The sequence below is a fragment of the Mycobacterium sp. genome (genome assembly GCF_035314665.1).
GTDB lineage: Bacteria > Actinomycetota > Actinomycetes > Mycobacteriales > Mycobacteriaceae > Mycobacterium.
In genome coordinates this window covers 22,757-49,023 of the sequence record NZ_DATFZD010000369.1, presented here as the reverse complement: position 1 = coordinate 49,023, position 26,267 = coordinate 22,757, and the positions used below count along the sequence as shown (strand labels likewise).

The following is a 26,267-nucleotide window of genomic DNA, read 5'->3' as shown; positions in this document are numbered from 1 at the left end:
TTTCGGCTATGGCCTCAGACGTCGATGATCTGCGAGATGCGTTGGTGCAGGTATCGTTTGCGCTGATGGCGGCGCTCACCGAGGTTGCCGCCGAACACGATCTGTCGCTGACGCAGCTACGGATGTTGGGCATCCTGCGTGATCGCGAGCCGACGATGGCCGACCTGGCGACGTTTACCGGCCTGGAACGCTCCACGGTAAGCGGACTCATCGATCGCGCGGCTCAGCGGGGGCTGGTCGTCAGGACCGCCGACCCTCGCGATGGCCGCTCGGTGCGGGTCAGTCTCACCAAGCAGGCCCGCGGTCTGCTACCCGAGGTGACGGCGGCGATCGGTGACCGGATCAAACCCTTGACCAGTCAGTTGAGCGCCGGCGAGCAGAAGCGTCTTACCGCGCTGTTGACCAAAGCACTGGATCTGTGATCCGCTCTCATGCTGGGCGTCGCGGATAACCTCATATGCCGCAGTAGCCTCATCAGTCGCCCGCGGAGTCAAGAGTGCCTTGATCAGTTTGGTGGCCTCATGCGATATCACTCCATAGGGGTCCAAGCTCAGCCCACCGTTCGATGAATCTTGCGGTCGGCGCGGGTCTACTTCCAGTGACAGCACCAATGTGAAGGCCAATGAGACGGAGTCGAGCGATGGCGGAACCTCAGCCCGATTACCTGTGGGCACTGGCGCACGCCGAGCGCGCGGCCCTGGCGGAGGAACTCTCAGGCCTCAGCACAGCCCAGTGGCGGCACGGCACCTTGTGCGGGAAATGGGACGTTGAAGAGGTCGTCGCGCACCTGACCGCCGCGGCGAGCCTGAATCGGTGGAAGTGGCTGCGGAGCATGCTCGGTGCGCGTTTGCGCCCTGACGTGCACAACCAGCGACGCCTGGTCGAACACCGTGGTAGCACCCCCGCCGAGACACTTGATCGGTTTCGTGCCGTCACCACGAGCACTACCGCGCCGTCAGCCCATATCCCGGCCTACCTCGGTGAGGTCGTCGTGCACGCCCAGGACATTCGTCATTCTCTGGGACTGACGAGGACACCGAGTGTCGATGCGCTGACACCTGTGGCTGCATTCTTCGCCCGACGCAATTTCACAGTTGCCAGTCGTACCCGCGTTGCCGGCCTCCATTTGCGGGCAGACGACGGGCCGTTTATCGCGGGTAGCGGTTCCCTGGTCACCGGATCAACCCTGGCCCTGGTCATGAGCATGGCTGGTCGCGCACCCTACATCGACCAGCTCGACGGCCCAGGTGTGCAATTCCTTCGGTCACGAGTACAACCCACCACAGCCTGAATCGTCGTTGCGTCGCAGGACAATCGATGGACCTAACTCGCACGGGGAGTTTGATCGCGTCCGTGATATCACTCCGCAGCAGTGTGTGGTGGTCAGTCGCCGGTGCTGTTGTGGCTGCTGTTAGTTAGTAGCTCGCGCAGCCGCCGAGCATCGACCTTGCCGGTCGGACCACGCGGAATCGTGTCATCGGAGTCGACCAGCAGCCACAACGTCGGCACCTTGAATGAGCTCAGCAGCTTGCGGGTAGATGCGCGCAGTTGTTCGGCGGTGTTCGCGGCGGTGTCGCACACCACCACCGCGCCCACTTGGTCCCCCTGCGCGCCAGACACATTCGTGACGAATGCGTTGTCAACGCCGTCGATTTCCCGCAGCGCCTGCTCCACCTCGGTGGGATAGACGGTGGCGCCGCTGACTTTGAACATGTCGTCGGATCGCCCGTGGTAGAACAAAAACCCGTCGTCGTCGAGTCGCCCCAGGTCACCGGTGGGGTAGAACCCGTCGACGGTGAACAGGTCCTCGCGGCTGAGCCGACATATCCCGCGTAGGGTGTGCGGTCCCCGAAGCTCGATCATCCCAATGGTTCCCGCCGCGGTGGGCTGTCCGGTATCGGGGTCGGAGATCCGGACCTCCATTCCGGGGAACGGTTTGCCGCAGCTGCCCCAAGCGGACTGCGGCATATCGGTGTCGGCGGGGTAGCCGCAGTAGGGGCCGAAAGTTTCGGTCATGCCGAACAATGTTGCGCGGGCACCGCGCTTCCCACGTTGCTCGGGCGGTAGCAGCGCCTCCAGGCTGCCCGGACGCAGCGCCGACAAATCCGCGTCGGCGCGGTAGGGATGACGCGCGAGGGCCTCGGCCTGATCGGGCCAGCCGCGAAACAGCGTCACCCGCTCACGCTCCAGCAGACGCAGTGTGGTGTCGGGCGCAGGGATCGCTTCGGTCACCAGGGTCGCACCGGCCACCAACGCGGACAGCACACCGCTGCCGAAGCCACCCACCCAGAAGAACGGCATCGGCAGATACAGACGGGTGTCGGAATCGATGCAGCGGCTGGCCAATCCAGATGCGACGGCGCCCAAGGCACTGCCGTGCGAGTGCACGACACCCTTGGGTGTGCCGCTGCTGCCGGACGTGAACATGATGACCATCGGGTCGCTGGGCGTCACCGTCGCTGCCAGCGCGTCGACGATACGGCTGGGTGCGTCGCGTCCGGCTGCCGGCAATAACCGGTCGGCGGTCCAAACTTCTCGCAACGCCGGAAGCTGCTCGCGTGGCAACTCGTCGAGATACCGGTGGCCGCGGAATTCCTCGACGCTGATCAGGAATTGCACCGAGGCGGTGTGCAATTGCGCCGCCAATTCCCGCGGCTGTAACAGCGTGCTCAGCGGAACCAGCACCGCGCCGATCCGAGTCACTGCGATCGCGATCTGCACCCAGCTGACGCCGTTCGGCATGATCAGTCCCACCCGGGTGCCTTTGCCGATCCCGGCTTCGATGAGCGCTGACGCTAAACCCTTTGTGGTCTCCTCAAGTTCGTCGTAGGTAAGCCGGGACACTGGGTCGATCGTCATCGGCTTGGCAGCGTGCTCGGCCGCGCGAAGCTTCACCAGCCGGTCGATGGTCTCAGGCATCGAACAAACACTTCAGTTGCTGCAGGTCGACTTTGCCGCTGGCCAACAGCGGCACCTCCCTGGCGGGTACGGCCACGAACCGCTTGGGGATCTTGTACGCCGAGAGTTCCGCCGCAAGCTTGCGTCGAAGCGTGATTTCGTCGAAGTGCGCGCCGTTTTCCAGCGCGACGACGGCAGCGACGATCTGCCCGCGCTCGGCGTCAGGAATGCCGAGCACATACGCGACGACGCCGCCGGTGACCCTGGCGATCGCCTGCTCCACCTCGGCGGGAGACACGTTCGCGCCTGCGGTCTTGATCATCGAACCCTGGCGGCGGATGTAGTAGACGAATCCGTCGCGGTCGGTGGCAACCAGGTCGCCGGTGTGAAACCAGCCGTCGGCGTCGAAACATTCTTCCCGACTGCGTTTGTAGTACCGCTGCATCAGGCAGGGCCCGCGGATGCACAACTCTCCGAGTGCGCCGTCCTCGATCGGTGCTCCTGTCTCGGGGTCGACGATCTTGGTTTCCAAGCCCGGTGCGGGCTTGCCGAACGACCCACGTCGATGCTCCGGTTGGTCGCTGTCGTCGTCGCTGATCAGGATCACGCTGCCGGCCTCGGTCAACCCGAGCATGTTGTGCCGCAACTCTGGATCGGCCGGCCGCGCCTCGGGCGCCATGATCGGATACAGGTTGCCGCGTCGCATTGACGACAGGTCGCGCCCGTCGAAACTCGGGTGCCGCGCCAGATGCGCGACCCCCGCAGCGAAACCGTTTGTGACAGTGGGTCGTTCGGATTCGAGTAGATCCAGCGTCTGGCCGGCGTCTTCGGCGTTGGAGCACACCAGCGTCGATCCGGCGAGCAACGTGGCAAGCAAGGCGTACCCGAATCCCCCGATCCAGAAGAACGGGGAGTTGCAGAACAGCTTGTCGGTCGCGGTCAGGCCCCGGATTGGGTTGAGAGTTTTCTGGTGCTTCAGCAGCGCGGCGTGGGTGTGCACGACCCCCTTGGGCGAGCTCGTCGTGCCTGACGTGTAAACGATCGTCAGGGGATCCGAGCCGTCGACATCATCTTCCATCGCCGTCAAAAGCCGCTCATCAACCGTCTCGGCCAGCCGATGAAGACGTAAGACATCGAAGAGCACGTGTCGCAATTGCGGTGCGGCGGGGTCGAATAGCCGATCGTCTCCGCCGAGGTCCCGGCCGGACAGCACGTCGCTCAGCCGCTGCACGTAGTCGTGGGAGCGGTAGGACGGCGTGGCAAGCAGAATCTGAGTGTCGCTGTCGACCAATTGTGCGCCGAGCTCTCGCGTGGTCGTGAACGTGGAAAACGGGACGACGACGGCGCCGATTCGCACCGCTGCCAGCATGCCGGCAACAAACGCCGCGCCGTTGGGGTACAGCAATCCGACATGGCTGCCTTTACCGGCGCCGAGGGCGATCAGCCCGCGAGCCAATTGCGCGGAGCGACGGTCGGCTTCGGTGTAACTGATGCGCTCGCCGTCGCACACCAGCAGCGGATGATCACCTCTACTGCGTGCCTGCTCTCGCAGGATTTCGCCAACGGTTGGCGATTCACTCGGCATGGTCGCCTTGCGCCGCGGACACTGTGTCGTTGAAGAAGCGCCGGACCGCGCTCAGATCGGGCTTGCCCGATGGTGTTCGCGGGAGTTCAGCCACGACGGCGATATCGGTGGGAATCTCGTAGCGCGCCAACCGCGTCCGCAGAAAGTCGGCGAGTGCACCGGCGTCGACTGATGACGGCTCGCGTAGTTCCACCATGGCGGCGGGTGTCTCGCCGAGGCGTTCGTCGCGCCGCCCGACCACTGCAGCACCTGCGACCGACGGATGGCTCTCCAGCGCGGTGCGGACGTCGTCGGGCATCACTTTGAAGCCGCCGCGGATGATCGCCTGATCGGCTCGCCCGATGATCCACAGGAAGCCGTCGGCATCGATGCGCGCCATGTCGGTGGTACGTATCCAATCCGCGGCGGGTCCGAGTTGACCCGGCTTGACCTCGAGCAGTCCGATCTCGTCGGCCTTTAGCGGGGTGCCGTCGTCACCGACCACCCGCAGCTGGGCCCCGGGGTTGGCACGCCCTACGCTCCCGCGTTTGGCCCGCCAATACTTTTGGTGGTCGGACAACGTCCAGCCCGCCACGCCGCCGCCGAATTCCGTTGCCGCATAAGAGGTCAAGACGGGGATGCCAAACTTTTCGGTGAACGCGTCGGCGTCCTCGGCCGACAGCGGTGCGGTACCCGAAGTGACGGCACGGATGCCGGCCAGATGCTCCCGACGCAGGTCGGAATGCAGCACCATCCGCAGCGCGGTCGGCACCAGCGATACCGCGCGTGGCCGATGCGTCCGCACTGCTTCGGCCCAACGGTTGAGCTCGAATCGCTCCAGCAACACGAATGGTCGCGCCTCGGCTACACATTGCAGTATCCGGAACACCCCGCCGATATGCACGAGCGGCGAGTTGACGATCGCGACACCGCGCCGCAGCTCCGTCGGCGACGGCGATCGTTGATCCTCCGGGCCCATCACGCTGTGCGCCAGCATGTCGTAGGTGAGGTCCACGCGTTTGGGCGGTCCGGTCGTTCCGCTGGTCAGCATCCGCACCGCAACGCCGGGCCGCCCGTCTGGGTCGGTGCGGGATTGGCCGGTCGCAACCACTTTCGGCTCGACGTCTTGGCTCGAAATCGACACCACAGTGGTGGCCGACGGCCCGCCCAGCATCGCCAGGTCGTCAGGCTCGCCGACGATCAACGGCAGGTCCAGTTGGTCGACGTCTGCCTTGGTGCGCTCATCGCCGCGGGCCGGATTGATCACCACCACCGTCGCTCCGCGCTGCAGCACGCCAAGCAGGGCGGCCACCTGGGCCGGGCGGTTACGCAACAGGATTCCGATCTGCGGGTGTTGGTCGGCACCAGCCACCAGCGAACCGATCCGGTCGGCCATTCTGCCAAGCTCGCCCCACGACACCCATTGGCCCTCGTACTCCAGAGCGGCTGCGTCCGGCTGCAGACCCAGAACATCGGCGATGCGCCGACTAAGCGGGTGCGCCGTCACCGCATTCTCGGATCCGACGTCGGACCTCGGCCGCGTGCCGCCAGCTCGGCAGTGCCGATCGGGTTTCCCAGCCGCGTGTAGATCAGCCCCTGATCCAGCGCAGCCCGGTAGGGCTTGTCCAGTGATTCCCAGATCGCCTTGACCGTGCCCTGGGTCGCCGACGGCGGCTTGGCCGCAATCGTTTTCGCGATCTCATGCGCCCGGGTCCACAACTCTTCGGGCGAGACCACTTCGGACACCAGCCCGATCCGAAGAGCGGTGTCGGCGCTGACCCGTTCGTCGTTGCCCATCAGCGCGATCCGCAACGCTTCGCCCAGGCCGATTTTGCGCATCAGCCCGACCGGCTCCAGCGCGCAGACCAGCCCCGCCGACACATGGGAATCGAAAAATGTCGCATCGGTCGAGCAGATCACCACATCGGACTCATTGATGAAGTAGAACGCGCCGGCGGTGCACATGCCTTGCACGGCGCATACCACCGGTTTCCACATCTTCTGCCACTTCGGGCTGAGCCCTTCGCCGGGATCCTCGTGGTTCCAGATGTTTTCGGGCTGACCGTAAGGCGTCTTGATGTCGAGGCCGGCGCTGAACGCGCGGCTGCCGGCCGCCCGCAGCACCACGGCATTGACCGCGTCGTCCGACTTGACGATCCGCCAGGCCCGGGCCATCTCCTCACACATCGTCCGGTTGAACGCGTTGAGCTGATCGGGCCGGTCCAAGGTGATGGTGGCGACCCGGTCGGCGCTATCCACGTCGAGCTGGATGGTTTCGAAACTCATCGGCACTGCCACTCCGGTGGTCGCTTTTCGACGAACGCCTTGGGGCCCTCGAGGGAATCCTCGGTGTGCAGGTTGCGTTCCCGGAACGCTTCGGCCAGCATCTCGGCTTCGTGCAGCGGCAGGTCGAGGCCCTTGACAATGGCCAGCCGGGTACCCCGGACGGCAAGCGGCGCATTGGAGTTGACGATGTCGGCGATCTCGTGGGCGCGTTCCAGCAGTTGGTCGTGTTCGACGATCTCGCTGATCAAACCGAGCTCATAGGCGCGTTGGGCACTCATCCGCTCATGCTTGCCCATCAAGGCCATGCGCAGCGCAATCGAGCGCGGTAGTACCCGAGCCACCCGGACCACCTCACGCGCGGCCACCAGACCGATGCTGACGTGCGGGTCGAAGAACGTCGCTTTGTCGGACGCGATGACGATGTCTCCGGTGGTCACCCAGTCCAGTCCGGCCCCGCAACAGATTCCGTTGATCGCGGCGAGCACCGGCTTGGCCATCGTCCGGAACGGCGGGGTGCCTTCCTGGGGTGCTTCCCACTGCTCATAGGTGGATAGATACGGCGCCTCGTTTATCACCTTGCCGTCGCCGGGGATCGCTTTGACGTCCGCACCGGTGCAGAATGCGCGGCCGGTGGCGGTGACGATGAGAATCCATACCGCGGCGTCGTTTTCGGCCTCGTTGTAAGCGCTACGCAGCTCGGTGATCATGTGGGGGCTGAGCGCGTTGAGGGCATCGGGGCGGTTCAGGGTGATCGTGGCCTTGTGGCGAGAGACTTCGTACTTGATGGTGTCGTATGAGCGTGCAGAGCTAGCAGACATCTTCGGTCCCTCGTCGTTGAGCGTCATCGGCCATTGAACTGCGGCGGGCGCCGTTCACGGAACGCTGCCAGCCCCTCTTTGAAATCCTTGGTTCGACAGGAGAGTTCGAGATCGAAGAGCTCCTGCGTCATGGACTGGGTCAGCGTCGCATGCTGGCCGTAGTGGATGGCCTGCTTCGCCAGGCCGAGCGCCACCGTGGGCCCGGCGGCCAGTCGTGCCAGCAGTTCCTCGCAACTGTCGTCGAGCTCTCCGGGGCTGACGGCTCGGTAGATCAAACCCCAGTCCGCGGCGTCTATTGCGCTGACTTTGTCGCCGAGCAGCAGCATCTGCTTTGCGCGGGTCAGCCCGACCAGCCGGGGGAGTAGCCAGGTTGCACCCGAATCCGGACTGAACCCGCGGGCCGCAAACGGCTCCCAGAACACCGCGTCGCTGGCAGCCACGGTGAAGTCGGCGGCCAGTGCCAGGTTGCACCCGAGACCGACGGCGAATCCCCGCACGCTGCAGACGACCGGCAACTGGATGCCCTGCACCAGTTCGATCACGCGATGAGCGGTGTGCGGAATGCGGCGGACGAGGTCACCGGTTCGCGGGCGTGGGGCCTCGCCGCTGTTGGTGGCTACCCAGTCGGCCCCCGCGCAGAAGTCGTCGCCCGCGCCGCGGATGTGGACGGCCCTCAGCGTGTCGTCGGTGGCGGCCTCGGTCAGTGCGGTGACGAACACCTCGATCATGTTATGGCTCAACGAGTTACGCTGCGACGGCCGATCGAGCGTGAGCCGCAGCACGGCACCGTCGCGGCTCGTGGTGAGCGAGCCGTCGGCCGCCGAGGAGTCCAGGTCTTGACTCACCCTCGAATCCGCCCTTCCCCGCCGATATGGATACCACTACAGTAGGCTGTACGATTGCTGCACTGTATAACTTAGCAAGGAAAGCCCGGCGACGGAACAGCTGCATCGGGAAGAGGGTTCATGGGATCGCGATTCGGCGAAGCGCCGCTGCCGCAGACCGTAGCCGCCGCCGGTGCCATTCGCCGACTCAGCTCGCTGCTGTTGTCGTTGGAACATGCCAACCCGACGGTGGACGCGATCGTCGCGCAGATCAGCGATTGGGAACGTGAGCTGGGCGCGGCGGTTCCGCCGGACAGCGCACCGCGGATCGCTTCCGACGACTCCGACGACGACGGCAGCCGCCGCGTCTATCTCGGTCACGCGACCGATATCGGCGCGTTCAACCCCTGCTTTCCCGAATACCGCTTCGATCACTTTGACGCCCAGACCGCGTCGGGCCACGTCGCCTTCCCGCTGGTCTATGAGGGGCCGCCGGGATTGGTGCACGGCGGGTTCCTCGCGGTTTTCTTCGACTGCGTCATCCAGCACCAGAACTGCCTGGTGGGACTCTCCGGCAAGACTCGCTCGCTCAACGTCACCTTCCGCCGGCCAACACCCATCCTCACCGACCTGCGTTTCGACATCGCCCGCTCTGAGGTGGAGCGAGGCATCACGTCGACGGCCCGGTTGCTGCTCGACGGCGAGGTGCTGTGCACAGGTGAGGTCAATACGCTGGCGCAGACACCGGACAAGTTGACCGGGTTTCGATTCGGCAAGCGGCGAGCCGAGAAGACCTGACGTGGTTTCGCAGCGCTTTCGTCAACCACGCGTCGCGGAGATCGTCGCCTCGAAGTTGCGCGACGACATCTTGTCCGGCCGCCTGAAAGAGGGCGATATTCTGCCATCGCAGGAAAGCCTGTTCGGTGAATTCGGCGTGAGCCCACCCGCTTTGCGGGAAGCAATCCACATCCTGGAGACCGACGGGCTGATCTCGGTACGTCGCGGCAATGTTGGCGGATCCGTCGTACACCGGCCGACGCCCGAACGGACCGCGCAGATGATCAGCATGGTTCTGCAGGCGAGGTCCGCGACACCGACGGACGTCAGCGCGGCGCTGATGCATCTGGAACCGGTCTGCGCAGGGATGTGCGCTGCACGTGACGATCGGATGACCGAAGTGGTGCCCTATCTGCAGCATCAAATCGATGTTCAGGCAGCGCAATTCGATGACATCTCGCAGTATGTGCCGAATGCCCGACGATTTCATGAAACCCTGGTCTCGCGGTGCGGCAACGAGTCCATGATCCTGCTGATCGGCTCGCTCGAGCTGATCTGGTCCGCGCACGAGTCTTCAGTGTGGGATGACGACGGTGAACCGGCACCGATGGTGGACAAGACGAGGCGAGCCGCACTGCGCGACCATCAGCGCCTGCTCGACGCCATCAGCGATGGCAATCAGGCCCGGGCGGTGCGGTTGGCGCAGGACCACCTGGCCGCGGCTCGCCGCAACACGCTTGCCGTCGGCACCGACAAAACCATTGAGGCGAAACTGATGTCGGATCTCGGTCCGCGACTGGACTCGCGCTTTCGATCTAACGGCCGTCCCCAGAACGGAAAGGAGTCCAGCGCATGACCGGCTCGGATTCTGCAGATGATCGCGTTCTGTTCGATGTCGATCCCGAAAAGCGGATCGCCACCATCACGTTGAACAACCCCAAACAGCGAAACTCCTACGACGCGGCCATGCGTGGCGCTGTTGCCCGGTGTCTGGACCGGGTGGCCGAGGACGACGACCTCACCGTGGTGCTGCTGCGTGGAGCCGACGGGGTGTTCAGCACCGGGGCGGACATGAACAACGCCTACGGCTGGTACGGCGAGCGAGGCGGTCCAGAAGCGAAAAGCCGCCCCAGCCAGCGGCGTCGGCTCACGGTGGACCGTAAGTCGTTCGGCTTCTATCACAACCTCATGGGCTTTCCCAAGGTCACCGTGGGGGAGATCAGCGGCTATGCACTCGGCGGTGGGTTCGAAATCGCCTTGATGATGGACATTTCGGTTATCGCCCGTAATACGAAGATCGGCATGCCGGCCACCCGGTTCCTCGGGCCGGCGCTGGGTAGCCTGCACATGTTCTTCCATCGGTTGGGGCCGGTGCTGGCGCGGCGTCTGCTGTTAACCGGCGACATCATCGAGGCCGGAACAATCGAGCACTTGGGGATCTTCACGGACACTTGCGATCCCGGTCTAGTGCCGGCTCGGGCCCGGTACTGGGCGGAGAAGGCCGCGAGGATGCCGGCCGACGGCGTCGTGATCGCCAAAGAGGCTTTTCGCCTCGTCGAGCAGAGCCAGGCTTATCAGGGTGAGGAAGTCGCCAGCTACCTATTTCACGCGTATGGCACCAACCTGCAATTCGCACCGGGGGAGTTCAACTTCGTCAAGACCCGCGCGCAGCACGGCACCAAAGAGGCGTTTCGGCTGCGCGACGAGCATTTCGACGTGCCGGAGCCTCCAAAAGGCTAAGCCCCGTAACGGGTTTCGCTAATGCGATGCCTTGCCCTGTCCACGGGATGCGCTCGACTTGGCCGGTTTGCGTTGCCGGCCAGTCGACTTCGACCCCTGCTCGATCAGCCGGCTGGCGTTGTCGAGGATGCAGTCCAGGCCGTATTCGAAGTTGTTGTCATCGGGGGCGCCGATGTGGTGGCCCATGGCCGTCATCTGGGCGAGCAGCGGCGTGGTTTCCGGATCGATGACCATCGCGTCCTCGATCGTGCGTGCCCCGTTCTCCGTCGCCTCGTTCTTCTCCTGGAGCCGATGCAGCACCACCGAACCGCGAACGTGAACCGAGACCGCGGAGTAGGTGTCGAATGCTTCTTCCGGCGATAGTCCCGCCTCGACCAAACCGGCGATCGCCTTCTCGACCTCCTGGACTCCGAGCCGAGCCGCTCTGGGGCTCAGCGCCGATCTGATTAAAATCAGATCGCACAGTATCGGGTTGCCCATGAAGGTTTTCCGCATCGAGCGCGCGTGATTGCGCAGCGTCTCGCGCCAGTCGCTGGCTTCGACGTACGGCGTGGCGAACACGTACTTGCGCAGGGCGCGGTCTGTCATCGCGTTGAGCAGATCGTCTTTCTTCCGGAAGTACCAGTAGATGCTGGTGACGCCCACGCCGAGATGCTTACCGAGCAGCGGCATGCTCAGGTTGTCGATCGACACTTGCTCGGCAAGTTCGAACGCGCCGCTGATGATGTCGTCGGGATTGATGGACCCGCGTTCGCGTCGCTGACGCTTCTCGGCAGTTGCTTGTTTGGCCACTGCGGGCACCTCCATCAAGATCAATGCTGCGCGTGCCGTTCCGGCCTCGCGGCCGCCTGCGTCGAATCTACCGGCAGTTGCCCGGTGATCTGCGGTTACGCGGCCGTGTCGCCGTCCCCGTCTGCTACTGTAATACCTATCGTAGGCTTTTTGATATGCACGGCGGCAAGCGAAGGGTTACCGGGCATTTGCCATGGATTTAGGGCTGACAAACGCCACCGCGGTCGTCGTTGGCGGTGGCCGCGGCATGGGTCTGGCCGCTGTGCGCTGCCTGGCTGACGACGGCGCCCGCGTCGCGATCGTCGCCCGGTCCCGGGCTGACCTCGACCGCGCGACCGAAGAGTTGACCAATCGTGGCAGCCCCGATGCCCTGGGCCTGGTAGCCGACATCCGCGACGACGAACAAGTCAACGGCGTGTTTACCGAGCTCGGTGACCGCTGGAACGGCGAACTCAATGTGCTCATCAACGCCGTCGGCCCGGGCGCGGTCGGCGGTTTCGAAGACCTGACCGACGAGCAATGGGGCCAGGCTTTCGACGACGGCGTGATGGGCATGGTGCGCTGCGTGCGTTCAGCGCTGCCGCTGCTTCGGAACGCAGCGTGGGCGCGGATCGTCAACTTCTCGGCGCACTCCACCCAGCGCCAAAGTGTCATGCTGCCGGCCTACACCGCGGCCAAAGCGGCGCTGACGAGCATTTCCAAAAACTTGTCGCTGTTGCTGGCCAAGGACGAGATCATGGTCAACGTGGTCTCCCCGGGCAGCATCGCGTCCGAGTCGCTGGTCGGCTGGGCCAAGTCGGTTGGGGTCGACGGTGACGATCCCTACGCGCTGATGGACGCCATCGCCAAGCACTTCGGGCATCCAGCCCATATGCCAAGGGCCGGGCTACCCGACGAAATGGGTTCAGTGGTGGCGTTTTTGGCGTCGCGCCGCAACTCGTATATGACCGGAGCAAACATCAACGTCGACGGCGGTTCGGACTTCACCTGACGATCGCCGACTGGGAAGGAGTCGATGATGGCCACGGCACGCGAGGCACGCGCTTGGGCGCGCAGCGCATTGCGGGGAATCGGCGATTCGCTGTACACCCCGTTTTGCGGCACCGACGGTGACGACATCGACTGGGACGCCTATCGGACGCTGATTCGTTACTGCGTCGGCGATCTCGGTCACCCGATGTTGTGGTGCACCAGCGGCCTCGCCGAGTTCTGGTCGCTGACGCTCGACGAGCGAAAGCGCTTGCTGGAGATAGCGATCGAGGAAGGCAGAGCCGTCAACCCCGAGGTCGTGGTGCAGGCCTGCACGGCCGCCATGTCGGCCAAGGACTGCCTGGAGCTGACTCTGCATGCCCAGCACGCCGGCGCCGACATCGCCTACATCCAGACGCCGATGATGGAGGCTCACGGTGGCGAAGGCGTGCTGCGGTTCTTCAAGTACATCGGTCAGCGCACGGATATCGCACTGGGCATGTTCAATTCACCTTCGTCGGGATATGTGCTGACGGCGGCCGAAGGCGCGCGGATCTGCGACGAGGTGCCCGCGGTCTGCGCGACGAAGGAGGGCGCCTTCCGCCCGGCGAACAGCCGCCTGCTGCATGAGCTGGCGCCCGACCTGGTGATCTGGGAATGCGAGAAAACCGTGTACCGCGCCGGGTGGCTGCGCCACGGGATCGTCTGCCCGGCCCAGCTGGGCACTGCCGGCTACCTGTTCGAAACCCCTCAGCGGCCGCTGCTCTCGGAATATTGGGACCTGGTGTGCGACGGCAAGCTCATCGAGGCGATGGATTACGGCCGTGAATCGGGTCTCGACCAGCTGGAGATCGACCTCGGATCGTGGTTCACCTGCTATCCGGGTCGGGCCGATTACTTCACCCACTGGGGCGGCGCGTTCAAGTACGCCGCGTCGGTTCTCGGCCTGCCCATCGGTGCCTATCCGCATTCCCGGCCGCCGCAAGCAGAGTTGCCGCCGAAAGCCAAGACTCAGATCGAAGACGCCTATCGGCGGCTCGGGCTTGTCGACGCCTCACCGATGGCGTTGACAGCACGTGTCGGGCAGTGAATTTCGGCTGTTCGCGGCGCATTGCGAGGCGAGCGGCGGCAGTTGCGGAATGCTGTACCGATAGGTATACAGTATGGATACAAACTCCGCTGAAATTGCCGGCTGAGTAAAGGGAGGAACGGCGCAGATGAACACCGCCGACGACGTCGTCGCCGACCCCACCCAGGACGAGGCAGTCATCTATGAGGTGACCGCGAGCGGTGTCGCGGTGCTGACGTTGAACCGGCCTGATCGACTCAACACCTGGGGCGGTGACATCGCCACCGCGTTTTACGCGGGACTCGACCGCGCCGAAGAGGACCCGGCCGTTCGGGTGATCGTATTGACCGGTCGCGGCAAGGCATTCTGCGCGGGCGCTCAGCTGGGTTCGATGGGGAGCGTCGCTCAGTCGATTGAAAAGACCGACGAGGGCAAACTGGCCAGTCTCGTCGGGGACCGGCAGCCCTATCATTTGACGACGCTGGCCAAACCGGTCATCGCGGCCATCAACGGATCGTGTGTCGGTATCGGCCTGACGCAGGCGCTGATGTGCGACATACGGTTCGCCGCTGCGGGAGCCAAGTTCGCCGCGTCATTCGCGCGTCGTGGCCTGATTGCGGAATACGGCGCCTCCTGGATACTTCCGCGCCTGACGGGATGGGGCGTCGCACTCGATCTCTTGTTGAGCGGCCGAACCTTCCTCGCCGGCGAGGCGGCAGAACTGGGGCTGGTCAAAGAAGTGGTCCCGCCCGAACAGCTGATGAAGCGCGTCATGGACTACGCCGAAGACGTCGCTCAAAACTGCTCGCCGGCATCCATGGCCATCATCAAGCGACAGACCTACGGTGATGCCATGCGCGAGGTGGTGGAAGCGAGTTCGCGGGCCGAAGCCTTGCTACACGAGTCGCTGCAACGACCCGATGTGATCGAAGGGATCACCAGCTTCCTGGACAAGCGAACGCCGAGTTTTCCCGGGCTGCGCGCTTCGACACTGGCCACCAACGACTCTCGCGGTAGCGGAAAGGACGACTATGGGCAACTTGGGCTATAAGGCGATCGACGTCGACAATCACTTCTACGAACCGCTGGACGCCTTCACCCGGCATTTGGACAAGAAATTCCGCCGACGTGGCGTGCAGATCTTCAGCGACGGTAAGCACACCCAGGCGGTCATCGGCGACCGGGTCAACCGATTCATCCCCAACCCGACATTCGACCCGATCATCGTGCCCGGGTGTCTGGATTTGCTGTTCCGTGGGGAGATTCCGGACGGCGTCGACCCTGCATCGCTGATGAAGGTCGAGCGACTCGAGGCGCATCCCGAATACCAGAATCGCGACGCCCGCATCACGGTGATGGAGACTCAGGGCATCGAAACCGTGTTCATGTTGCCGACGTTCGCATGTGGCGTCGAGGAAGCGCTCAAGCACGATGTCGAGGCGACGATGGCGTCGCTGCACGCGTTCAACCTGTGGCTCGATGAGGACTGGGGCTTCGACCGACCCGACCACCGCATCATTGCGGCGCCCATTATTTCGCTGGCCGATCCCGCCAAGGCCCTCGAAGAGGTGGAATTCGTATTGGGGCGCGGCGCGAAGCTGATATTGGTGCGACCGGCTCCGGTGCCCGGTGTGGTCAAGCCGCGGTCGTTGGGCGACCCCCTGCACGATCCGGTGTGGGCCACCTTGGCCGAAGCGGGGGTTCCGGTGGGCTTCCATTTGAGTGACAGCGGCTATCTTCAAGTAGCCGCAATGTGGGGTGGCAAGTCGACGTTCGAGGGGTTTGGTGGTTCAAATCCGTTGGACCAGGTGCTTGTTGACGACCGTGCGATTCACGACACGATGGCCTCGATGATCGTCCATGGAGTGTTCACCCGTCACCCGCGGTTGAAGGCGGTCAGTATCGAGAACGGTTCGTACTTCGTGCACCGGCTGGTCAAGCGGCTGAAGAAGGCCGCCAACAATCACCCGAGCCTGTTCCCCGAGGACCCGGTGGAGCAGCTGCGCAACAACGTCTGGATCGCGCCCTACTACGAGGACGACTTGCCGGAGTTGGCTTCGGTCATCGGTGTCGACAAGATTCTGTTCGGATCGGACTGGCCGCATGGCGAAGGCCTGGAGGACCCGGCGTCGTTCACCGAGGAGCTGGTCGGCTTCAGTGCCGCCGATATCCGAAAGGTGATGCGCGACAACGCATTAGATTTGCTGGACGTCAAGGTCGGGTCGGCCGCTTGAACTCCTCAGGCCGCGCACACCCATGAGCGAGTGGACCATAGGGGCCGTCCTGGACGCGATCGCCGAGATCATCCCCGACCGGGCGATGACGGTCTGCGGTGATCGTCGCAGGACATTCGCAGAGGCGGCGGACCGCACCCGTCGGCTGGCGAACTTCCTCGCGGGCAGGCGCTTTGGTGCGCATCAGGAACGGCCCGGTCTGCAGAACTGGGAATGCGGGCAGGACCGCGTCGCCCTTGTCATGCACAACGACCTCTATGTCGACATGGTCGTCGGCTGCCTGAAAGCACGTACCGTGCCGGTAAATGTCAACTACAACTACACACCGCGTGAGGTCCAGGAACTGCTCGAGTACGTGCGGCCGCGCGCTGTCATCTACCACAAGTCCCTCGGGGCGAAGTTCGCCGATGTGTTTCCGCCTGACGGCGCCGACTTGCTGATATCCGTCGAAGACGGCAGTGCGGTGCCGGATTTGCCAGGCGCGGTGTCGTTGGACGACGCGCTGGCCCAAGGGAATAACGACCGCGACGTGACTGGGTTGCCCGATGACCTGCTGATGATCTGCACGGGTGGCACCACCGGTCGACCCAAGGGCGTGCTTTGGCGCCAGTCCGACATCTACGTCTCGTCGATGGTGGGCGCCGATCATGGCTCAGCGCAGGAGATCCATGACAAAGTTCGCGGGGCGCGCCCGCCGTGGTTCGCCGTCTCACCACTGATGCACGCTGCCGGTATGTGGACGGCGTTCGCGGCAATCGTGGCTGGCGCCACCGTGGTGCTCTACGACACCAGCAAAAAGCTCGATCCGCGGTCGGTATGGGAGACGGCCGAGCGCGAGAAGGTCGGCATGATGACGATGGTCGGGGACGCGTACGCCGCACCCCTGGTTGAGGAGTTGCGGCGCGGCCACTACGATTTGTCCTCGCTCAACGCGATCGGAACTGGAGGTGCCGCGACCAATCCGAAGTATCAGGCGGCGCTGCTGGAACTGATACCTCACCTAACTCTCATCAACGGATACGGCTCGTCGGAAACCGGAAACATGGGATTCGGGCACAGCCGACACGACAGCCGGACCGACACCTTTACGCTGCGCGAGGGCGGCCTGGTCCTTGCCGAAGATTACAGCCATTTCCTTCGGCCTGGCGAGAACGAAGTGGGCTGGTCTGCCAGGCAAGGACGAATCCCGCTCGGATACTTCGATGATCCCGATGCCACCCGTAAAACCTTTCCCGAAGTCGACGGTAAGCGGGTGGTGATCTCCGGCGACCGCGCCAGCCTCGAGGAGGACGGCACGTTGCGCCTGTACGGTCGCGATTCGCTGGTGGTCAACACCGGCGGCGAAAAGGTATTCGTCGAAGAGGTCGAAGAAGTATTGCGCGCGCATCCGGCGGTCGCCGATGCGTTGGTGGTGGGCCGCCCCAGTGATCGTTGGGGCGAAGAACTGGTCGCGTTGGTCGAACTGCGCGATGGAGCCGACGCGGTACTCAGGTTGCTGAACACGCATTGCACATCGCAGCTGGCACGGTTCAAGGCGCCCAAGGAGTTCATCTTCGTCGACCATATCCATCGCCTGGGCAATGGCAAGGCCGATTACCGGTGGGCGAAAACCCAAGTGACAGAAAAGGCGCCGATGTCGACATGAACGCAAGCCCAGTAATTGATTGCCTGGTGAACGTGCACTTCGGTGAGACCGACAAGCAGCCCACCTGGATGCTGAAGGTACGCGACGACTACTTCAAGGGACCGGAGTCGATGTTCGCGCCGGTCGACTTGGCGGAGTTGCTCGACGAGATGGACGAGCAAGGTGTGCGTAAGGCCGTGCTGATGGATAACCTTGCGAAGCCGTCGGTAACCGCGCGCAAGTTCGTCGAAGCTAAGCCAGATCGGTTCGCGCTGGCGATGGGCGGGGTCAACCTGCTGCGGCCGATGCCCTCGCTGCGGGAACTCAGCGCCGTCGTCGACGACCTTCCGGTCGCGTATGCCGTTGTGGGACCCAGCTTCTGGGGTGACGGCCAGTACTCCCCAAGCGACGCGGTCTACTATCCGCTCTACACCAAATGCGCCGAGCTCGAGCTACCGCTGTGCATCAACACCGGCATTCCCGGACCCCCCATACCGGGGGAGGTGCAGAATCCCATTCACCTCGACCGGGTTTGCGTGCGATTCCCCGAACTCAAGCTCTGCATGATTCACGGCGCGGATCCCTGGTGGGACATCGCAATCCGATTGCTCATCAAATATGCCAACCTGCGGCTGATGACATCCGCGTGGTCGCCGAAGCGGCTGCCGGAAAGCCTGCTGCACTACATGCGGACCCGCGGAAAAAACAAGGTGATCTATGCCTCCGACTGGCCGGTGCTAAAAATGCGCCGCGTCGTCCCAGAGGCTCAATCTCTGGACCTACCCGCCGACGTCCTTGAAAACTATCTTCACAACAACGCGCACGAATTCTTCTTCCAGGGCCAAGAGGAGCACTGATGGACCGTTACGAATTGCGCAGACTCGACTACAGCCTGACCGAGGACCACCAGGCGTTGCAGGCCGCATACCGGGACTTCTTCAAGACGCACTGCCCGATCGAAACCGTTCGCGCCGCAGAGGAATCCGGGTTCGACAAGAGCCTGTGGGAGCGGCTGTGCGGGATGGGTGCGACGACCATGGCGTTGCCCGACACCGTCGGCGGCGACGGTGCGACGCTGGTCGACCTGACGTTGGTGGCCGAGGAGATCGGGCGCTCGCTGGCACCGGTGCCGTGGATCGACCACGTATGCGCGGCCCGGTTGCTGGCGCGACTCGGCTCGGCGGAATCCGACGTCGTCAACGGCAAGCAGCTCGCGGCGTTCGACCCGCAACACGACAATGTCAGCGGGGTTCGGCTGATCCCAACCGGATCGATCGCCGACCAGATCATCGTCCGCGACGGCCAGGACGTGGTACGGCTGACCTTCGATACCCGGCCGACCAAAGTGGACAACATCGGCCGGTTGCCGATGGCGTGGGTCGACCCGGCGGCCGCCGACACCAGGGTCGTGCTGGCAAGCGGATCCGACGCTCTAGCCCAATACCAACGGGCACTGGATGAATGGCGGGTGCTTACCGCTGCGGCGTTGACCGGCCTGGTCGAAGAGACCATGACAATCGCGGCGGAGTTCGCCAAGACCCGTTACACGCTGGGTGTGCCGATCTCGACGCTGCAGGGCATCTCTCATCCACTGGCCAACATTGCGATCACCGTGCAGGGCGGCCGCAATCTGGCGCGCCGCGCTGCCTGGTTCTTGGACAACGAGCCCGACGAGCGCCGGGAGTTGGCGCCGTCAGCCTTCGTGTTCATGGCCGAGGAAGCGGCGAAGGCCGCGACCATGGCGGTGCATGTGCAAGGTGGTCTAGGCGTTTCGGCCGAGGCGGCCGCGACGGCGTATCTGGTGCGTGCCCGTGGGTGGGCGTTGGCCGGAGGAGACCCCGGCGCGAGCGCCAAATACATCGCGGAGATAGTCGCCGAACGCGAAAGCCGTGTAGGAAAGGACGCATAAGTGGATTTCTCCCGAGTCACGCTTTCCGACGACGATCACTCCTTCCTCGACGAGGCACGCGACTTCTTGAAAACCCATGTGACCGATGACGTCATACGTCGAGACCGGGAAACCGGCGACAACTTTGACGAAGATGTGCATTTGGCGCTGGGTGCCGCCGGCTATCTCGAACGCGAATGGAAGCCGCATGCCGAAGGCGGGTTCACCCGGGTGCACCGTCGCATCTGGGAATTGGAGAAGCGTCGCGCGCACGTGCCCTGGGTGACCTGGGGGACGACGGCAATGGTGGCGCGTTCGGTGGCGAAGTTCGGGTCGCCGGAACTGCGCGATGAGGTGGTGCCGAAGGTTTTCAGCGGGCAGGTCAGGCTGTGCCTGGGCTACACCGAACCCGAAGGCGGTTCCGATATCGCTACCTGCAAGACCCGCGCAGTACGCGACGGTGACGGCTGGATCATCAACGGCTCGAAGATGTTCACCACCGGCGCGCACAAATGCCAGTACGTCTTTCTCATCACCAACACCGATCCTGAGGCGCCAAAGCACAAGAGCCTGACCATGTTTCTGGTCCCGCTCGATTCCCCGGGCATCGACATCCAGGGCATCCGCACTATCGACGGCGACCGCACCAATATCGTCTACTACACCGACGTGCGCGTCGACGACAAGTACCGGCTCGGTGACGTGAACGCCGGCTGGACGGTGCTGCGGGAGCCACTCAACACCGAGCACGGCGCCGTTGCCGCCGCGCCCGATGGATTGCAGGACGTGTCGATCATGATGCACCAGGCCGGTTTCATGGCGGACGCCGTCGACAAGGCCGCCGGTAGGGTATCCGAGCCGGACGCAGGCGGGCGCAGGCTCATTGACGACGACGCGGTGGCATACCGGCTGGGCCGCAGCACCGCGCGGATGGAGGCGGCGTTGAGCGCGCCGAGCATCTTCGGCCGGGTAGCGCTGGCGCAGACGATGCGCGACATCTCACCGGACCTGATGGACATCCTCGGCACGGCATCGACGCTGCCGAACGGCACCGACGGCGCGGCCGATGACGGCGCCGCGGAGTACGTGTATCGCTTCGCGCCGCTGGTCGGGATTTACGGCGGCACTCTCGAGGTGTTCCGCAATATGATCGCGCAGTACGTGCTCGGCCTGGGCAAGCCGAATTACTCAGCGCCGAAGAAGGTTTCGTAACCCGTGAGCGGTCAGGTCGTCAGGATGGTTGCCGCTGCCGTGCCGGGCGCACCGTACACCTGCGCGAATCCGACCCGCGGAGTTCCGGGGACCTGACGGTCGCCGGCCCCGCCGCGCAGTTGGCATACCAACTCGTGCATTTGCCGCAGTCCTGATGCCCCGATCGGTTCGCCGTTGGCGATCAGTCCGCCGTCGGTGTTGACCGGCATTGCGCCGGCGATCTCGGTGGCGCCGTCGGCCAGCAGCTTCTCCTGCTCGCCGTCGGCGCAGAACCCCGCTTCGGCCATGTGGATCACTTCCGCGCCCGCGTCGGTGTCCTGCAGCTGGATGACGTCGACGTCCTGCGGCGCAACGCTTGCTTTCTCGAACGCGGCTTTCGCGGCGTAGACGGTCGGCGAGACGTCCTCCTCGACCGGAGCGTACGTCGTGTTCACTTCGTAGGCGCCGTAGCGGCGGGTGCGGACTTCGACCGCGCGGACATACACGGGTTTGGTAGTGAACCGGTGTGCGATATCGGCACGGCACATCACGACCGCGGCGGCGCCTTCGTCGGGAGCGCAGAACATGTATTGGGTCAGCGGGTAATTCAGCACCGGCGACGCCAGGATGGCCTCTTCGGAGATTGCTTTGCGGCGAAAAGCGTTGGGGTTCAACGCGCCATTACGAAAGTTCTTTGCGGCCACCTTGGCCAGCGTGTCGGTGGAGATGCCGTGGTCGTGCAGGTAGCGGTTGGCCTTCATCCCGAAGAACTTGGTGGTGAGATATTGGCCGTTCTGCGCGTACCAACTCGGCATCCCGACCAGCGCGGGATCTTCGGTAAAGGCGCCTCGCGGGTGCTTGTCCATGCCCACCGCGATGCCGATGTCGTAGTCGCCCAACCGGATACCGTCGGCGCACGCCTTGGTCGCGCTGGCCGCGGTCGCACAGGCATTGAACACATCGGTGAACGGGATGCCGGTGAGGCCCACCATCCCGACTATTGCGTCCGGGTTGGCCACCGTCCAGCTGCCGCCGACCGCGAATTGGATGTCCTTCCATTCGACGCCGGCGTCTGCGAGCGCCAGCCCGATGGCGTCGGCGGCCATCTCCATCGCGGACTTGCCCTCGAAGCGCCCGAACGGATGCAGGCCCACTCCGATGATGGCAACCCCGTTCATGTCGTCGGTCACGCTATGGCTCCCGCTTGCTTGAGTTCTTCGATACGGTCCCAGTCCATGCCGATCTCCATCAGCACCAGCTCGGTATGCTCCGACGCCTGCGGGGCGCGAGTCGTCACCAGCGGCTCGTGGTTGAACTGAACCGGCCCGCGCACGACTTTGAACGGCTCTCCGCCGCTGGCGAGTTCGACCTCGGCGATCATGTCGTTGGCGATGGCCTGTTCGTCGTTGGCCAGGTCGAGCAGGCTCTGGAACGGTGCCCATTGCCCCTTCATCGTCTTCAGGTGTTGCCGCCAATACTCGAAAGGCTTGGCGGCCACTGCCTTCGTGATCAATTCGGCTGCCGCGCTGGCATTTTGGATCAGCGGAAGCACCTCGGAGAAGCGGGGATCGTCGGCGGCTTCGGGGATGCCCAGGTGCTCGAAGGTGTCGCGGATCAGCCCGGTCGGGCTGATGATGCACAGGTTGATCGTGCCGCCGTCGGAGGTCAGGTAGTTGCCCATGAACGGGTTCACCGACATCGCCGTAATCGCGCCCGGCATGGGCGTGCGCATGACCTCGCCGGTCTCCATGCCTTGCGTCATGCTCGCCCCCGCGGCCCACCAGGCCGTGCTCAGCAGCGAGACGTCGAGCTCGACGGCTTCGCCGGTGCGCTCGCGATGCAGCAGCGCAGCCGAGATGCCGCCGGCGATGAACATGCCGCCGATGGAATCGCCGAACGCGGGAATGCCTTGTCCCAGTGCGCCGCCCAACTCCTCGGGCGTCAGGGCGTAGCCGATGCCGCTGCGGGTCCAGAACGCCGTCCCGTCGTAGCCACCGATGTCGCGCTCGGCGCCCTTGTCGCCGTATGCGGAACCACGGGCGTAGATGATGTTCGGGTTCGCCGCGCGGATGTGCTCTACGTCGAACTTGTGCTTCTGGCGCTGCCCGGGCTTGTAGTTGGTCAGGAAGACGTCGGAGGTCTTGGCGAGTTCGTAGAGCACTTCCTGGCCGCCCGGCGTAGAGACGTCGATTCCGACGCTGCGCTTGCCCCGGTTCGGATGCTCCATCAGCGGATGCCGGTCCGGGTTGACCTGGATGCCACCCATGTTGAGAAAGCCGCGCTGGGTATCGCCGCGAACCGGGTGCTCGACCTTGAGGACGTCCGCGCCCCAGTCGGCGAGGATGGCGCCTGCTGCCGGGACGAACGTGAACTGCGCAACTTCCAGGACCCGAAAGCCCTCCATCACCTTGACCATTTTTGGAACCTACTTGCCGTCGAATGTCACCGGAAGCGCATTCGGCGACCGGAAGGGCTGGCCGTAAATATGCGGGTCCTCATCGGTGACGAGCTTGACGTTGGTCACCCGACTCAGGAGGCATTCGAGCGCGACCCGGGTCTCCATCCGGGCGAGGTGAAGACCCAAGCACGTGTGTTCACCGGCCGCGAAGGAGATGTGCGGCAGGTGCTTGCGGAAGATGTCGAATTCCCCCGCGCTTTCCCACCGTTGCTCGTCGCGATTCGCCGAGCCGATGCACAGATCAACTGCCGACCGCGCGGGAATCCTGACCCCCTCGAGCTCGGTGTCTTCGGTGGCGAACCGCTGCACGGTGGTCAGTGGTGTCTCGAAGCGCAGCCCCTCTTCGATCGCCTGCGCGATCAGCTCGTGATCGGCTTGCACCGCGTGGAACTGGTCCGGGTGGGTCAGCAACAAAAACAGCAGGTTGCCCGATGACCGGTAGGTGGTTTCCAGCCCGGCCGGCAGCAACAGTCGCAGGAAAGAGTAAATGGCTTCGTCGCTGAGCTTTTCACCATCGATCTCTGCGGTGACCAGATCATCGATGATGTCGTCGGTCGGGTTGGCCTTGCGTTGCTCGATCTTGTCGAGGAAATAATCTTTCAGCGCCGCTGAGGCTTCGAAGGCGCGCTCGTACTTAACGGTGTAGTTGATCAATTGCACAGCGCGTCGGCGAAACTCGGGCAGGTCCTCGGCCGGCAGGCCCAACAGCTTGGCGATGACCCGCGTGGGGAACTCGAAGGTGAAGTTCCGGACCAGATCGGCTTCGCCGGCGTCGATGAACTCGTCGATCAGCGCATTGCAGATCGGTCGCACAATCGCCGGTTCCCAGCGCGCAAGCGCCTTGGACTTGAACGCCGCCGACACCAGATTGCGGTGTTCGCGGTGTTTCTTGCCCTCCATCGCCAGGATGCTAGGACCGATGAACAGGCCGATCGTGTTGTCGTAGTACGTGGAGCCGAATACCTCACCGTCGCGGAACGCTTTGTTGACCGCGTCGAACGACATGGCGGCGAAGGAGTTTTTGGGACGTAGCGATTCGGGGGTCTTCGAGTAGTCGACGACCGTTCCGTGGAACACGCCGGCCTCGTTGCGCTTCTGAGCGAAGTACGGGTACGGGTCACGGATGAAGTCGGCAGGCAAGGCGGCGTTGACGGCAGCGTCCTGAACTTGACTTTCCACAGCGTCTCCGTCCCCGCTACACGATCGTACTGTAAATATTACAGTAGCCTACATCGGCGGGGCCGGCCGCCGTAACCTATGCGGCCTCCGGGCGGCACGGCCGCGTGCCCAGCGTCGACTCAGGCGTCGCGGCGCGAACTCCGTTTGACCAGCCGCACGCCGAGCTCATCCGACGGTACCGGATGGCCTGCGGCGCAACGGATTTCCACCGTAGCTTCGGCGCCGCAATCCAGGTGAGTGAGGCGCAGTCGGTTGTGGCCAGGCAGGTGACGCCGCCCCCACTCGAACATCGCGAACACCACCGGCATGAAATCGATGCCGGCCTGGGTGAGCACGTATTCGTCGCGGGTGCGCTGGCCCGGCTCGCGGTATGGCCGCCGCGTCAGTAGCCCGAGTTCGACCAATTCGGACAGCCGCGCCGAGGTGGCGGCCTTGGTGATGCCCACCCGGTGGGCGAAGTCGTCGAAGCGGGTAGTGCCGTAGTACGCCTCGCGCATGATCAGCATTGCGGATTTAGTGCCAACGACCTCTATGGTCTTCTCGATCGAGCACTGGCCGACGGCCGACCAGGCGTCACGATCGGCCAACGCTCCCTGAAGAAGTGTCATGCAAATCACCTCCGATCTGGGTTGCCCTTACTATACCTAGGTGTTTAGTTGGGTATAGCTAGAGATACTTAGCATCGGCTCAAGGAGGAGTCATGGCATATCAAGGTAGAGACGCCGTCATCGTGGGCGCGGTACGCACGCCCGTCGGCAAGGGCAAAGCGAGCGGCGCACTGCACGACGTGCTACCGACAGACCTGCTGGCCCACAGCCTGCGCGAGCTGGTGCAGCGCGCCGGCGTGGAACCCGGCCAGGTCGACGATGTCATTGCCGGCGCCGTCACACAGGTGGGCGACCAGGCGGTCAACATCGCGCGTAATGCCCTGCTCGGCGCGGGTTTCCCAGAGTCGGTTCCCGGCACCACGGTTGACCGGCAGTGCGGCAGCAGCCAGCAGGCCATCAGCTTCGCCGCCCAAGGCGTCGTCTCCGGCGCTTACGACGTGGTGATCGCCGCCGGTGTGGAGTCGATGAGCCGCGTCCCGATGGGCAGCTCGGTGCTGCCGGGCAGCAACCCATTTGGCGAGGACATGGCCCGGCGCTACCCCGAAGGGCTGGTGCCGCAGGGCATCAGTGCCGAACTGATCGCCGCCAAGTGGGGTTTCTCCCGCACCGAACTCGACGAATTCTCGGCTGCCAGCCACGAAAAAGCGGCGCTGGCCACCAAAGAAGGACTGTTCGACAACGAGTTGGCCCCGATCGCCGGGCTCAGCACCGACGAAATCATCCGGCCCGGTACCACCGTCGAGACCCTGGCCGGGCTCAAGCCGGCCTTCTACGACCCGGCGGTCCAAGCCCGCTTCCCGCAGATCAATTGGGAGATCACGCCGGGAAACTCGTCGCCGCTCTCCGACGGCAGCGCCGCGGTCTTGATCACCAGCAGCGAGGCCGCCAAGAAACTTGGCCTGCGCCCGTTGGCCCGGATTCACACCGCGACGGTGGTGGGCTCGGACCCGCTCTACATGCTGACTGGCGTCGTCCCCGCCACCGAGAAGGTCCTGCATCGTGCCGGTCTGACGCTGGCCGATATCGATCTGTTCGAGGTGAACGAGGCGTTCGCGCCTGTGGTGCTGGCCTGGGCGAAGGATGTAGATAGGGAGCAAACCAACATCCTCGGGCGGACCAACGTCAATGGTGGCGCGATCGCCATCGGCCACCCGCTGGGGGCCAGCGGTGCCCGCATCATGACCACGCTGGTCAACGCGCTCGAACAGCGCGGTGGTCGGTACGGCCTGCAGACGATGTGCGAGGGCGGCGGCATGGCCAACGCCACCATCATCGAGCGCCTGAGCTAGGAAGAGTCAACACAGCGACAGAGCCCCCCGCGCCTCATCGGCGTGGGGGGCTTTCTGTT

General features: G+C 64.2%; 25 protein-coding genes. 14 read left to right on the top strand and 11 right to left on the bottom strand.

The features are described from left to right. Positions 1-8: 8 nt before the first annotated feature. Complete coding sequence (locus VKI00_RS25960; RefSeq protein ID WP_324443362.1) at positions 9-422, top strand: MarR family transcriptional regulator; 414 nt, start codon at positions 9-11, stop codon at positions 420-422. A gap of 218 nt (positions 423-640) precedes the next feature. After that, a complete protein-coding gene (locus tag VKI00_RS25955) occupies positions 641-1,291 on the top strand; it encodes a maleylpyruvate isomerase family mycothiol-dependent enzyme (protein WP_324443361.1) in 651 nt (216 codons plus the stop codon). Between the two features lie 92 nt (positions 1,292-1,383). Here the strand turns inward: VKI00_RS25955 and VKI00_RS25950 are convergent, their stop codons facing one another. The 6 genes from VKI00_RS25950 to VKI00_RS25925 are packed head-to-tail and all read right to left on the bottom strand — an operon-like array spanning position 1,384 to position 8,411. Then, positions 1,384-2,919, bottom strand: coding sequence for a class I adenylate-forming enzyme family protein (locus VKI00_RS25950; RefSeq protein ID WP_324443360.1), 1,536 nt, complete (start codon positions 2,917-2,919; stop codon positions 1,384-1,386). After that, positions 2,912-4,483, bottom strand: coding sequence for a class I adenylate-forming enzyme family protein (locus VKI00_RS25945; protein ID WP_324443359.1), 1,572 nt, complete (start codon positions 4,481-4,483; stop codon positions 2,912-2,914). Before VKI00_RS25945 ends, VKI00_RS25950 begins: the two co-directional genes overlap by 8 nt. Beyond that, positions 4,473-5,969 carry a class I adenylate-forming enzyme family protein gene (locus tag VKI00_RS25940; RefSeq protein WP_324443358.1) on the bottom strand — a complete coding sequence of 499 codons (1,497 nt, stop codon included), beginning with the start codon at positions 5,967-5,969 and terminating at the stop codon, positions 4,473-4,475. Before VKI00_RS25940 ends, VKI00_RS25945 begins: the two co-directional genes overlap by 11 nt. Next, positions 5,966-6,748 carry an enoyl-CoA hydratase/isomerase family protein gene (locus VKI00_RS25935; RefSeq protein ID WP_414687290.1) on the bottom strand — a complete coding sequence of 261 codons (783 nt, stop codon included), beginning with the start codon at positions 6,746-6,748 and terminating at the stop codon, positions 5,966-5,968. The genes VKI00_RS25940 and VKI00_RS25935 overlap by 4 nt, the downstream gene beginning before the upstream one ends. Beyond that, complete coding sequence (locus VKI00_RS25930) at positions 6,745-7,566, bottom strand: enoyl-CoA hydratase/isomerase family protein (protein ID WP_324443356.1); 822 nt, start codon at positions 7,564-7,566, stop codon at positions 6,745-6,747. The genes VKI00_RS25935 and VKI00_RS25930 overlap by 4 nt, the downstream gene beginning before the upstream one ends. Positions 7,567-7,589: 23 nt before the next feature. After that, positions 7,590-8,411, bottom strand: a complete 822-nt coding sequence (locus tag VKI00_RS25925) for an enoyl-CoA hydratase/isomerase family protein (protein WP_324443355.1) — start codon at positions 8,409-8,411, stop codon at positions 7,590-7,592. A 120-nt stretch (positions 8,412-8,531) separates the two neighbouring features. Between VKI00_RS25925 and VKI00_RS25920 the strand changes: the two genes are divergently transcribed. Genes VKI00_RS25920 through VKI00_RS25910 form a run of 3 tightly spaced genes read left to right on the top strand, consistent with a single transcriptional unit; the run spans position 8,532 to position 10,907 of the window. Next, on the top strand, positions 8,532-9,188 hold the full coding sequence (locus VKI00_RS25920) for a hypothetical protein (RefSeq protein ID WP_324443354.1): 657 nt from the start codon (positions 8,532-8,534) through the stop codon (positions 9,186-9,188). Position 9,189: 1 nt separating this feature from the next. Continuing rightward, positions 9,190-10,023: a FadR/GntR family transcriptional regulator gene (locus VKI00_RS25915; protein ID WP_324443353.1), complete on the top strand. Its 834-nt coding sequence runs from the start codon at positions 9,190-9,192 to the stop codon at positions 10,021-10,023. Further along, positions 10,020-10,907: an enoyl-CoA hydratase/isomerase family protein gene (locus VKI00_RS25910; RefSeq protein ID WP_324443352.1), complete on the top strand. Its 888-nt coding sequence runs from the start codon at positions 10,020-10,022 to the stop codon at positions 10,905-10,907. Before VKI00_RS25915 ends, VKI00_RS25910 begins: the two co-directional genes overlap by 4 nt. An 18-nt stretch (positions 10,908-10,925) precedes the next feature. Here the strand turns inward: VKI00_RS25910 and VKI00_RS25905 are convergent, their stop codons facing one another. Next, positions 10,926-11,714 carry a TetR/AcrR family transcriptional regulator gene (locus tag VKI00_RS25905; RefSeq protein ID WP_324443351.1) on the bottom strand — a complete coding sequence of 263 codons (789 nt, stop codon included), beginning with the start codon at positions 11,712-11,714 and terminating at the stop codon, positions 10,926-10,928. A 178-nt stretch (positions 11,715-11,892) separates the two neighbouring features. Between VKI00_RS25905 and VKI00_RS25900 the strand changes: the two genes are divergently transcribed. The 8 genes from VKI00_RS25900 (at position 11,893) to VKI00_RS25865 (ending at position 20,695) form a co-directional block, all read left to right on the top strand. Then, positions 11,893-12,690, top strand: a complete 798-nt coding sequence (locus tag VKI00_RS25900; protein WP_324443350.1) for an SDR family NAD(P)-dependent oxidoreductase — start codon at positions 11,893-11,895, stop codon at positions 12,688-12,690. Positions 12,691-12,717: 27 nt separating this feature from the next. Further along, positions 12,718-13,758: a dihydrodipicolinate synthase family protein gene (locus VKI00_RS25895; protein ID WP_324443349.1), complete on the top strand. Its 1,041-nt coding sequence runs from the start codon at positions 12,718-12,720 to the stop codon at positions 13,756-13,758. A 127-nt stretch (positions 13,759-13,885) separates the two neighbouring features. Further along, positions 13,886-14,788: an enoyl-CoA hydratase gene (locus VKI00_RS25890; RefSeq protein ID WP_324443348.1), complete on the top strand. Its 903-nt coding sequence runs from the start codon at positions 13,886-13,888 to the stop codon at positions 14,786-14,788. Beyond that, a complete protein-coding gene (locus VKI00_RS25885; protein ID WP_324443347.1) occupies positions 14,769-15,971 on the top strand; it encodes an amidohydrolase family protein in 1,203 nt (400 codons plus the stop codon). The genes VKI00_RS25890 and VKI00_RS25885 overlap by 20 nt, the downstream gene beginning before the upstream one ends. Positions 15,972-15,993: 22 nt before the next feature. After that, the gene (locus tag VKI00_RS25880; protein ID WP_324443346.1) at positions 15,994-17,616 is read left to right on the top strand and encodes an acyl-CoA synthetase; all 1,623 of its coding nucleotides are present in this window, start codon (positions 15,994-15,996) and stop codon (positions 17,614-17,616) included. Next, on the top strand, positions 17,613-18,452 hold the full coding sequence (locus tag VKI00_RS25875; RefSeq protein WP_324443345.1) for an amidohydrolase family protein: 840 nt from the start codon (positions 17,613-17,615) through the stop codon (positions 18,450-18,452). The genes VKI00_RS25880 and VKI00_RS25875 overlap by 4 nt, the downstream gene beginning before the upstream one ends. After that, complete coding sequence (locus VKI00_RS25870; RefSeq protein ID WP_324443344.1) at positions 18,452-19,504, top strand: acyl-CoA dehydrogenase family protein; 1,053 nt, start codon at positions 18,452-18,454, stop codon at positions 19,502-19,504. Before VKI00_RS25875 ends, VKI00_RS25870 begins: the two co-directional genes overlap by 1 nt. Beyond that, a complete protein-coding gene (locus VKI00_RS25865) occupies positions 19,505-20,695 on the top strand; it encodes an acyl-CoA dehydrogenase family protein (protein WP_324443343.1) in 1,191 nt (396 codons plus the stop codon). An 11-nt stretch (positions 20,696-20,706) separates the two neighbouring features. Here VKI00_RS25865 and VKI00_RS25860 read toward each other — a convergent pair whose 3' ends face one another. The 4 genes from VKI00_RS25860 to VKI00_RS25845 form a co-directional block, all read right to left on the bottom strand. Beyond that, entirely contained in the window at positions 20,707-21,852 is a 1,146-nt protein-coding gene (locus VKI00_RS25860; protein ID WP_324443375.1) for a thiolase family protein, read from the bottom strand. Positions 21,853-21,860: 8 nt separating this feature from the next. Then, a complete protein-coding gene (locus tag VKI00_RS25855) occupies positions 21,861-23,078 on the bottom strand; it encodes a CaiB/BaiF CoA-transferase family protein (RefSeq protein WP_324443374.1) in 1,218 nt (405 codons plus the stop codon). 21 nt (positions 23,079-23,099) lie between these two features. Continuing rightward, positions 23,100-24,311, bottom strand: a complete 1,212-nt coding sequence (locus VKI00_RS25850; RefSeq protein WP_324443342.1) for a cytochrome P450 — start codon at positions 24,309-24,311, stop codon at positions 23,100-23,102. Positions 24,312-24,430: 119 nt separating this feature from the next. Continuing rightward, the gene (locus VKI00_RS25845; RefSeq protein ID WP_324443341.1) at positions 24,431-24,919 is read right to left on the bottom strand and encodes a helix-turn-helix domain-containing protein; all 489 of its coding nucleotides are present in this window, start codon (positions 24,917-24,919) and stop codon (positions 24,431-24,433) included. 92 nt (positions 24,920-25,011) lie between these two features. On the opposite strand from VKI00_RS25845, the gene VKI00_RS25840 reads away from it, so the two are divergent. Further along, on the top strand, positions 25,012-26,208 hold the full coding sequence (locus tag VKI00_RS25840) for a thiolase family protein (protein WP_324443340.1): 1,197 nt from the start codon (positions 25,012-25,014) through the stop codon (positions 26,206-26,208). Positions 26,209-26,267: the final 59 nt, after the last annotated feature.

What these genes read in the sequence shown, in the direction of transcription:
- VKI00_RS25960 (WP_324443362.1), top strand. Translation starts at nt 9, where the DNA reads ATGGCCTCAGACGTCGATGATCTGCGAGATGCGTTGGTGCAGGTATCG.
- VKI00_RS25955 (WP_324443361.1), top strand. Translation starts at nt 641, where the DNA reads ATGGCGGAACCTCAGCCCGATTACCTGTGGGCACTGGCGCACGCCGAG.
- VKI00_RS25950 (WP_324443360.1), bottom strand. Translation starts at nt 2,919, where the DNA reads ATGCCTGAGACCATCGACCGGCTGGTGAAGCTTCGCGCGGCCGAGCAC.
- VKI00_RS25945 (WP_324443359.1), bottom strand. Translation starts at nt 4,483, where the DNA reads ATGCCGAGTGAATCGCCAACCGTTGGCGAAATCCTGCGAGAGCAGGCA.
- VKI00_RS25935 (WP_414687290.1), bottom strand. Translation starts at nt 6,748, where the DNA reads ATGAGTTTCGAAACCATCCAGCTCGACGTGGATAGCGCCGACCGGGTC.
- VKI00_RS25930 (WP_324443356.1), bottom strand. Translation starts at nt 7,566, where the DNA reads ATGTCTGCTAGCTCTGCACGCTCATACGACACCATCAAGTACGAAGTC.
- VKI00_RS25920 (WP_324443354.1), top strand. Translation starts at nt 8,532, where the DNA reads ATGGGATCGCGATTCGGCGAAGCGCCGCTGCCGCAGACCGTAGCCGCC.
- VKI00_RS25910 (WP_324443352.1), top strand. Translation starts at nt 10,020, where the DNA reads ATGACCGGCTCGGATTCTGCAGATGATCGCGTTCTGTTCGATGTCGAT.
- VKI00_RS25905 (WP_324443351.1), bottom strand. Translation starts at nt 11,714, where the DNA reads ATGGAGGTGCCCGCAGTGGCCAAACAAGCAACTGCCGAGAAGCGTCAG.
- VKI00_RS25900 (WP_324443350.1), top strand. Translation starts at nt 11,893, where the DNA reads ATGGATTTAGGGCTGACAAACGCCACCGCGGTCGTCGTTGGCGGTGGC.
- VKI00_RS25895 (WP_324443349.1), top strand. Translation starts at nt 12,718, where the DNA reads ATGGCCACGGCACGCGAGGCACGCGCTTGGGCGCGCAGCGCATTGCGG.
- VKI00_RS25890 (WP_324443348.1), top strand. Translation starts at nt 13,886, where the DNA reads ATGAACACCGCCGACGACGTCGTCGCCGACCCCACCCAGGACGAGGCA.
- VKI00_RS25885 (WP_324443347.1), top strand. Translation starts at nt 14,769, where the DNA reads ATGGGCAACTTGGGCTATAAGGCGATCGACGTCGACAATCACTTCTAC.
- VKI00_RS25880 (WP_324443346.1), top strand. Translation starts at nt 15,994, where the DNA reads ATGAGCGAGTGGACCATAGGGGCCGTCCTGGACGCGATCGCCGAGATC.
- VKI00_RS25875 (WP_324443345.1), top strand. Translation starts at nt 17,613, where the DNA reads ATGAACGCAAGCCCAGTAATTGATTGCCTGGTGAACGTGCACTTCGGT.
- VKI00_RS25870 (WP_324443344.1), top strand. Translation starts at nt 18,452, where the DNA reads ATGGACCGTTACGAATTGCGCAGACTCGACTACAGCCTGACCGAGGAC.
- VKI00_RS25860 (WP_324443375.1), bottom strand. Translation starts at nt 21,852, where the DNA reads ATGAACGGGGTTGCCATCATCGGAGTGGGCCTGCATCCGTTCGGGCGC.
- VKI00_RS25855 (WP_324443374.1), bottom strand. Translation starts at nt 23,078, where the DNA reads ATGGAGGGCTTTCGGGTCCTGGAAGTTGCGCAGTTCACGTTCGTCCCG.
- VKI00_RS25845 (WP_324443341.1), bottom strand. Translation starts at nt 24,919, where the DNA reads ATGACACTTCTTCAGGGAGCGTTGGCCGATCGTGACGCCTGGTCGGCC.
- VKI00_RS25840 (WP_324443340.1), top strand. Translation starts at nt 25,012, where the DNA reads ATGGCATATCAAGGTAGAGACGCCGTCATCGTGGGCGCGGTACGCACG.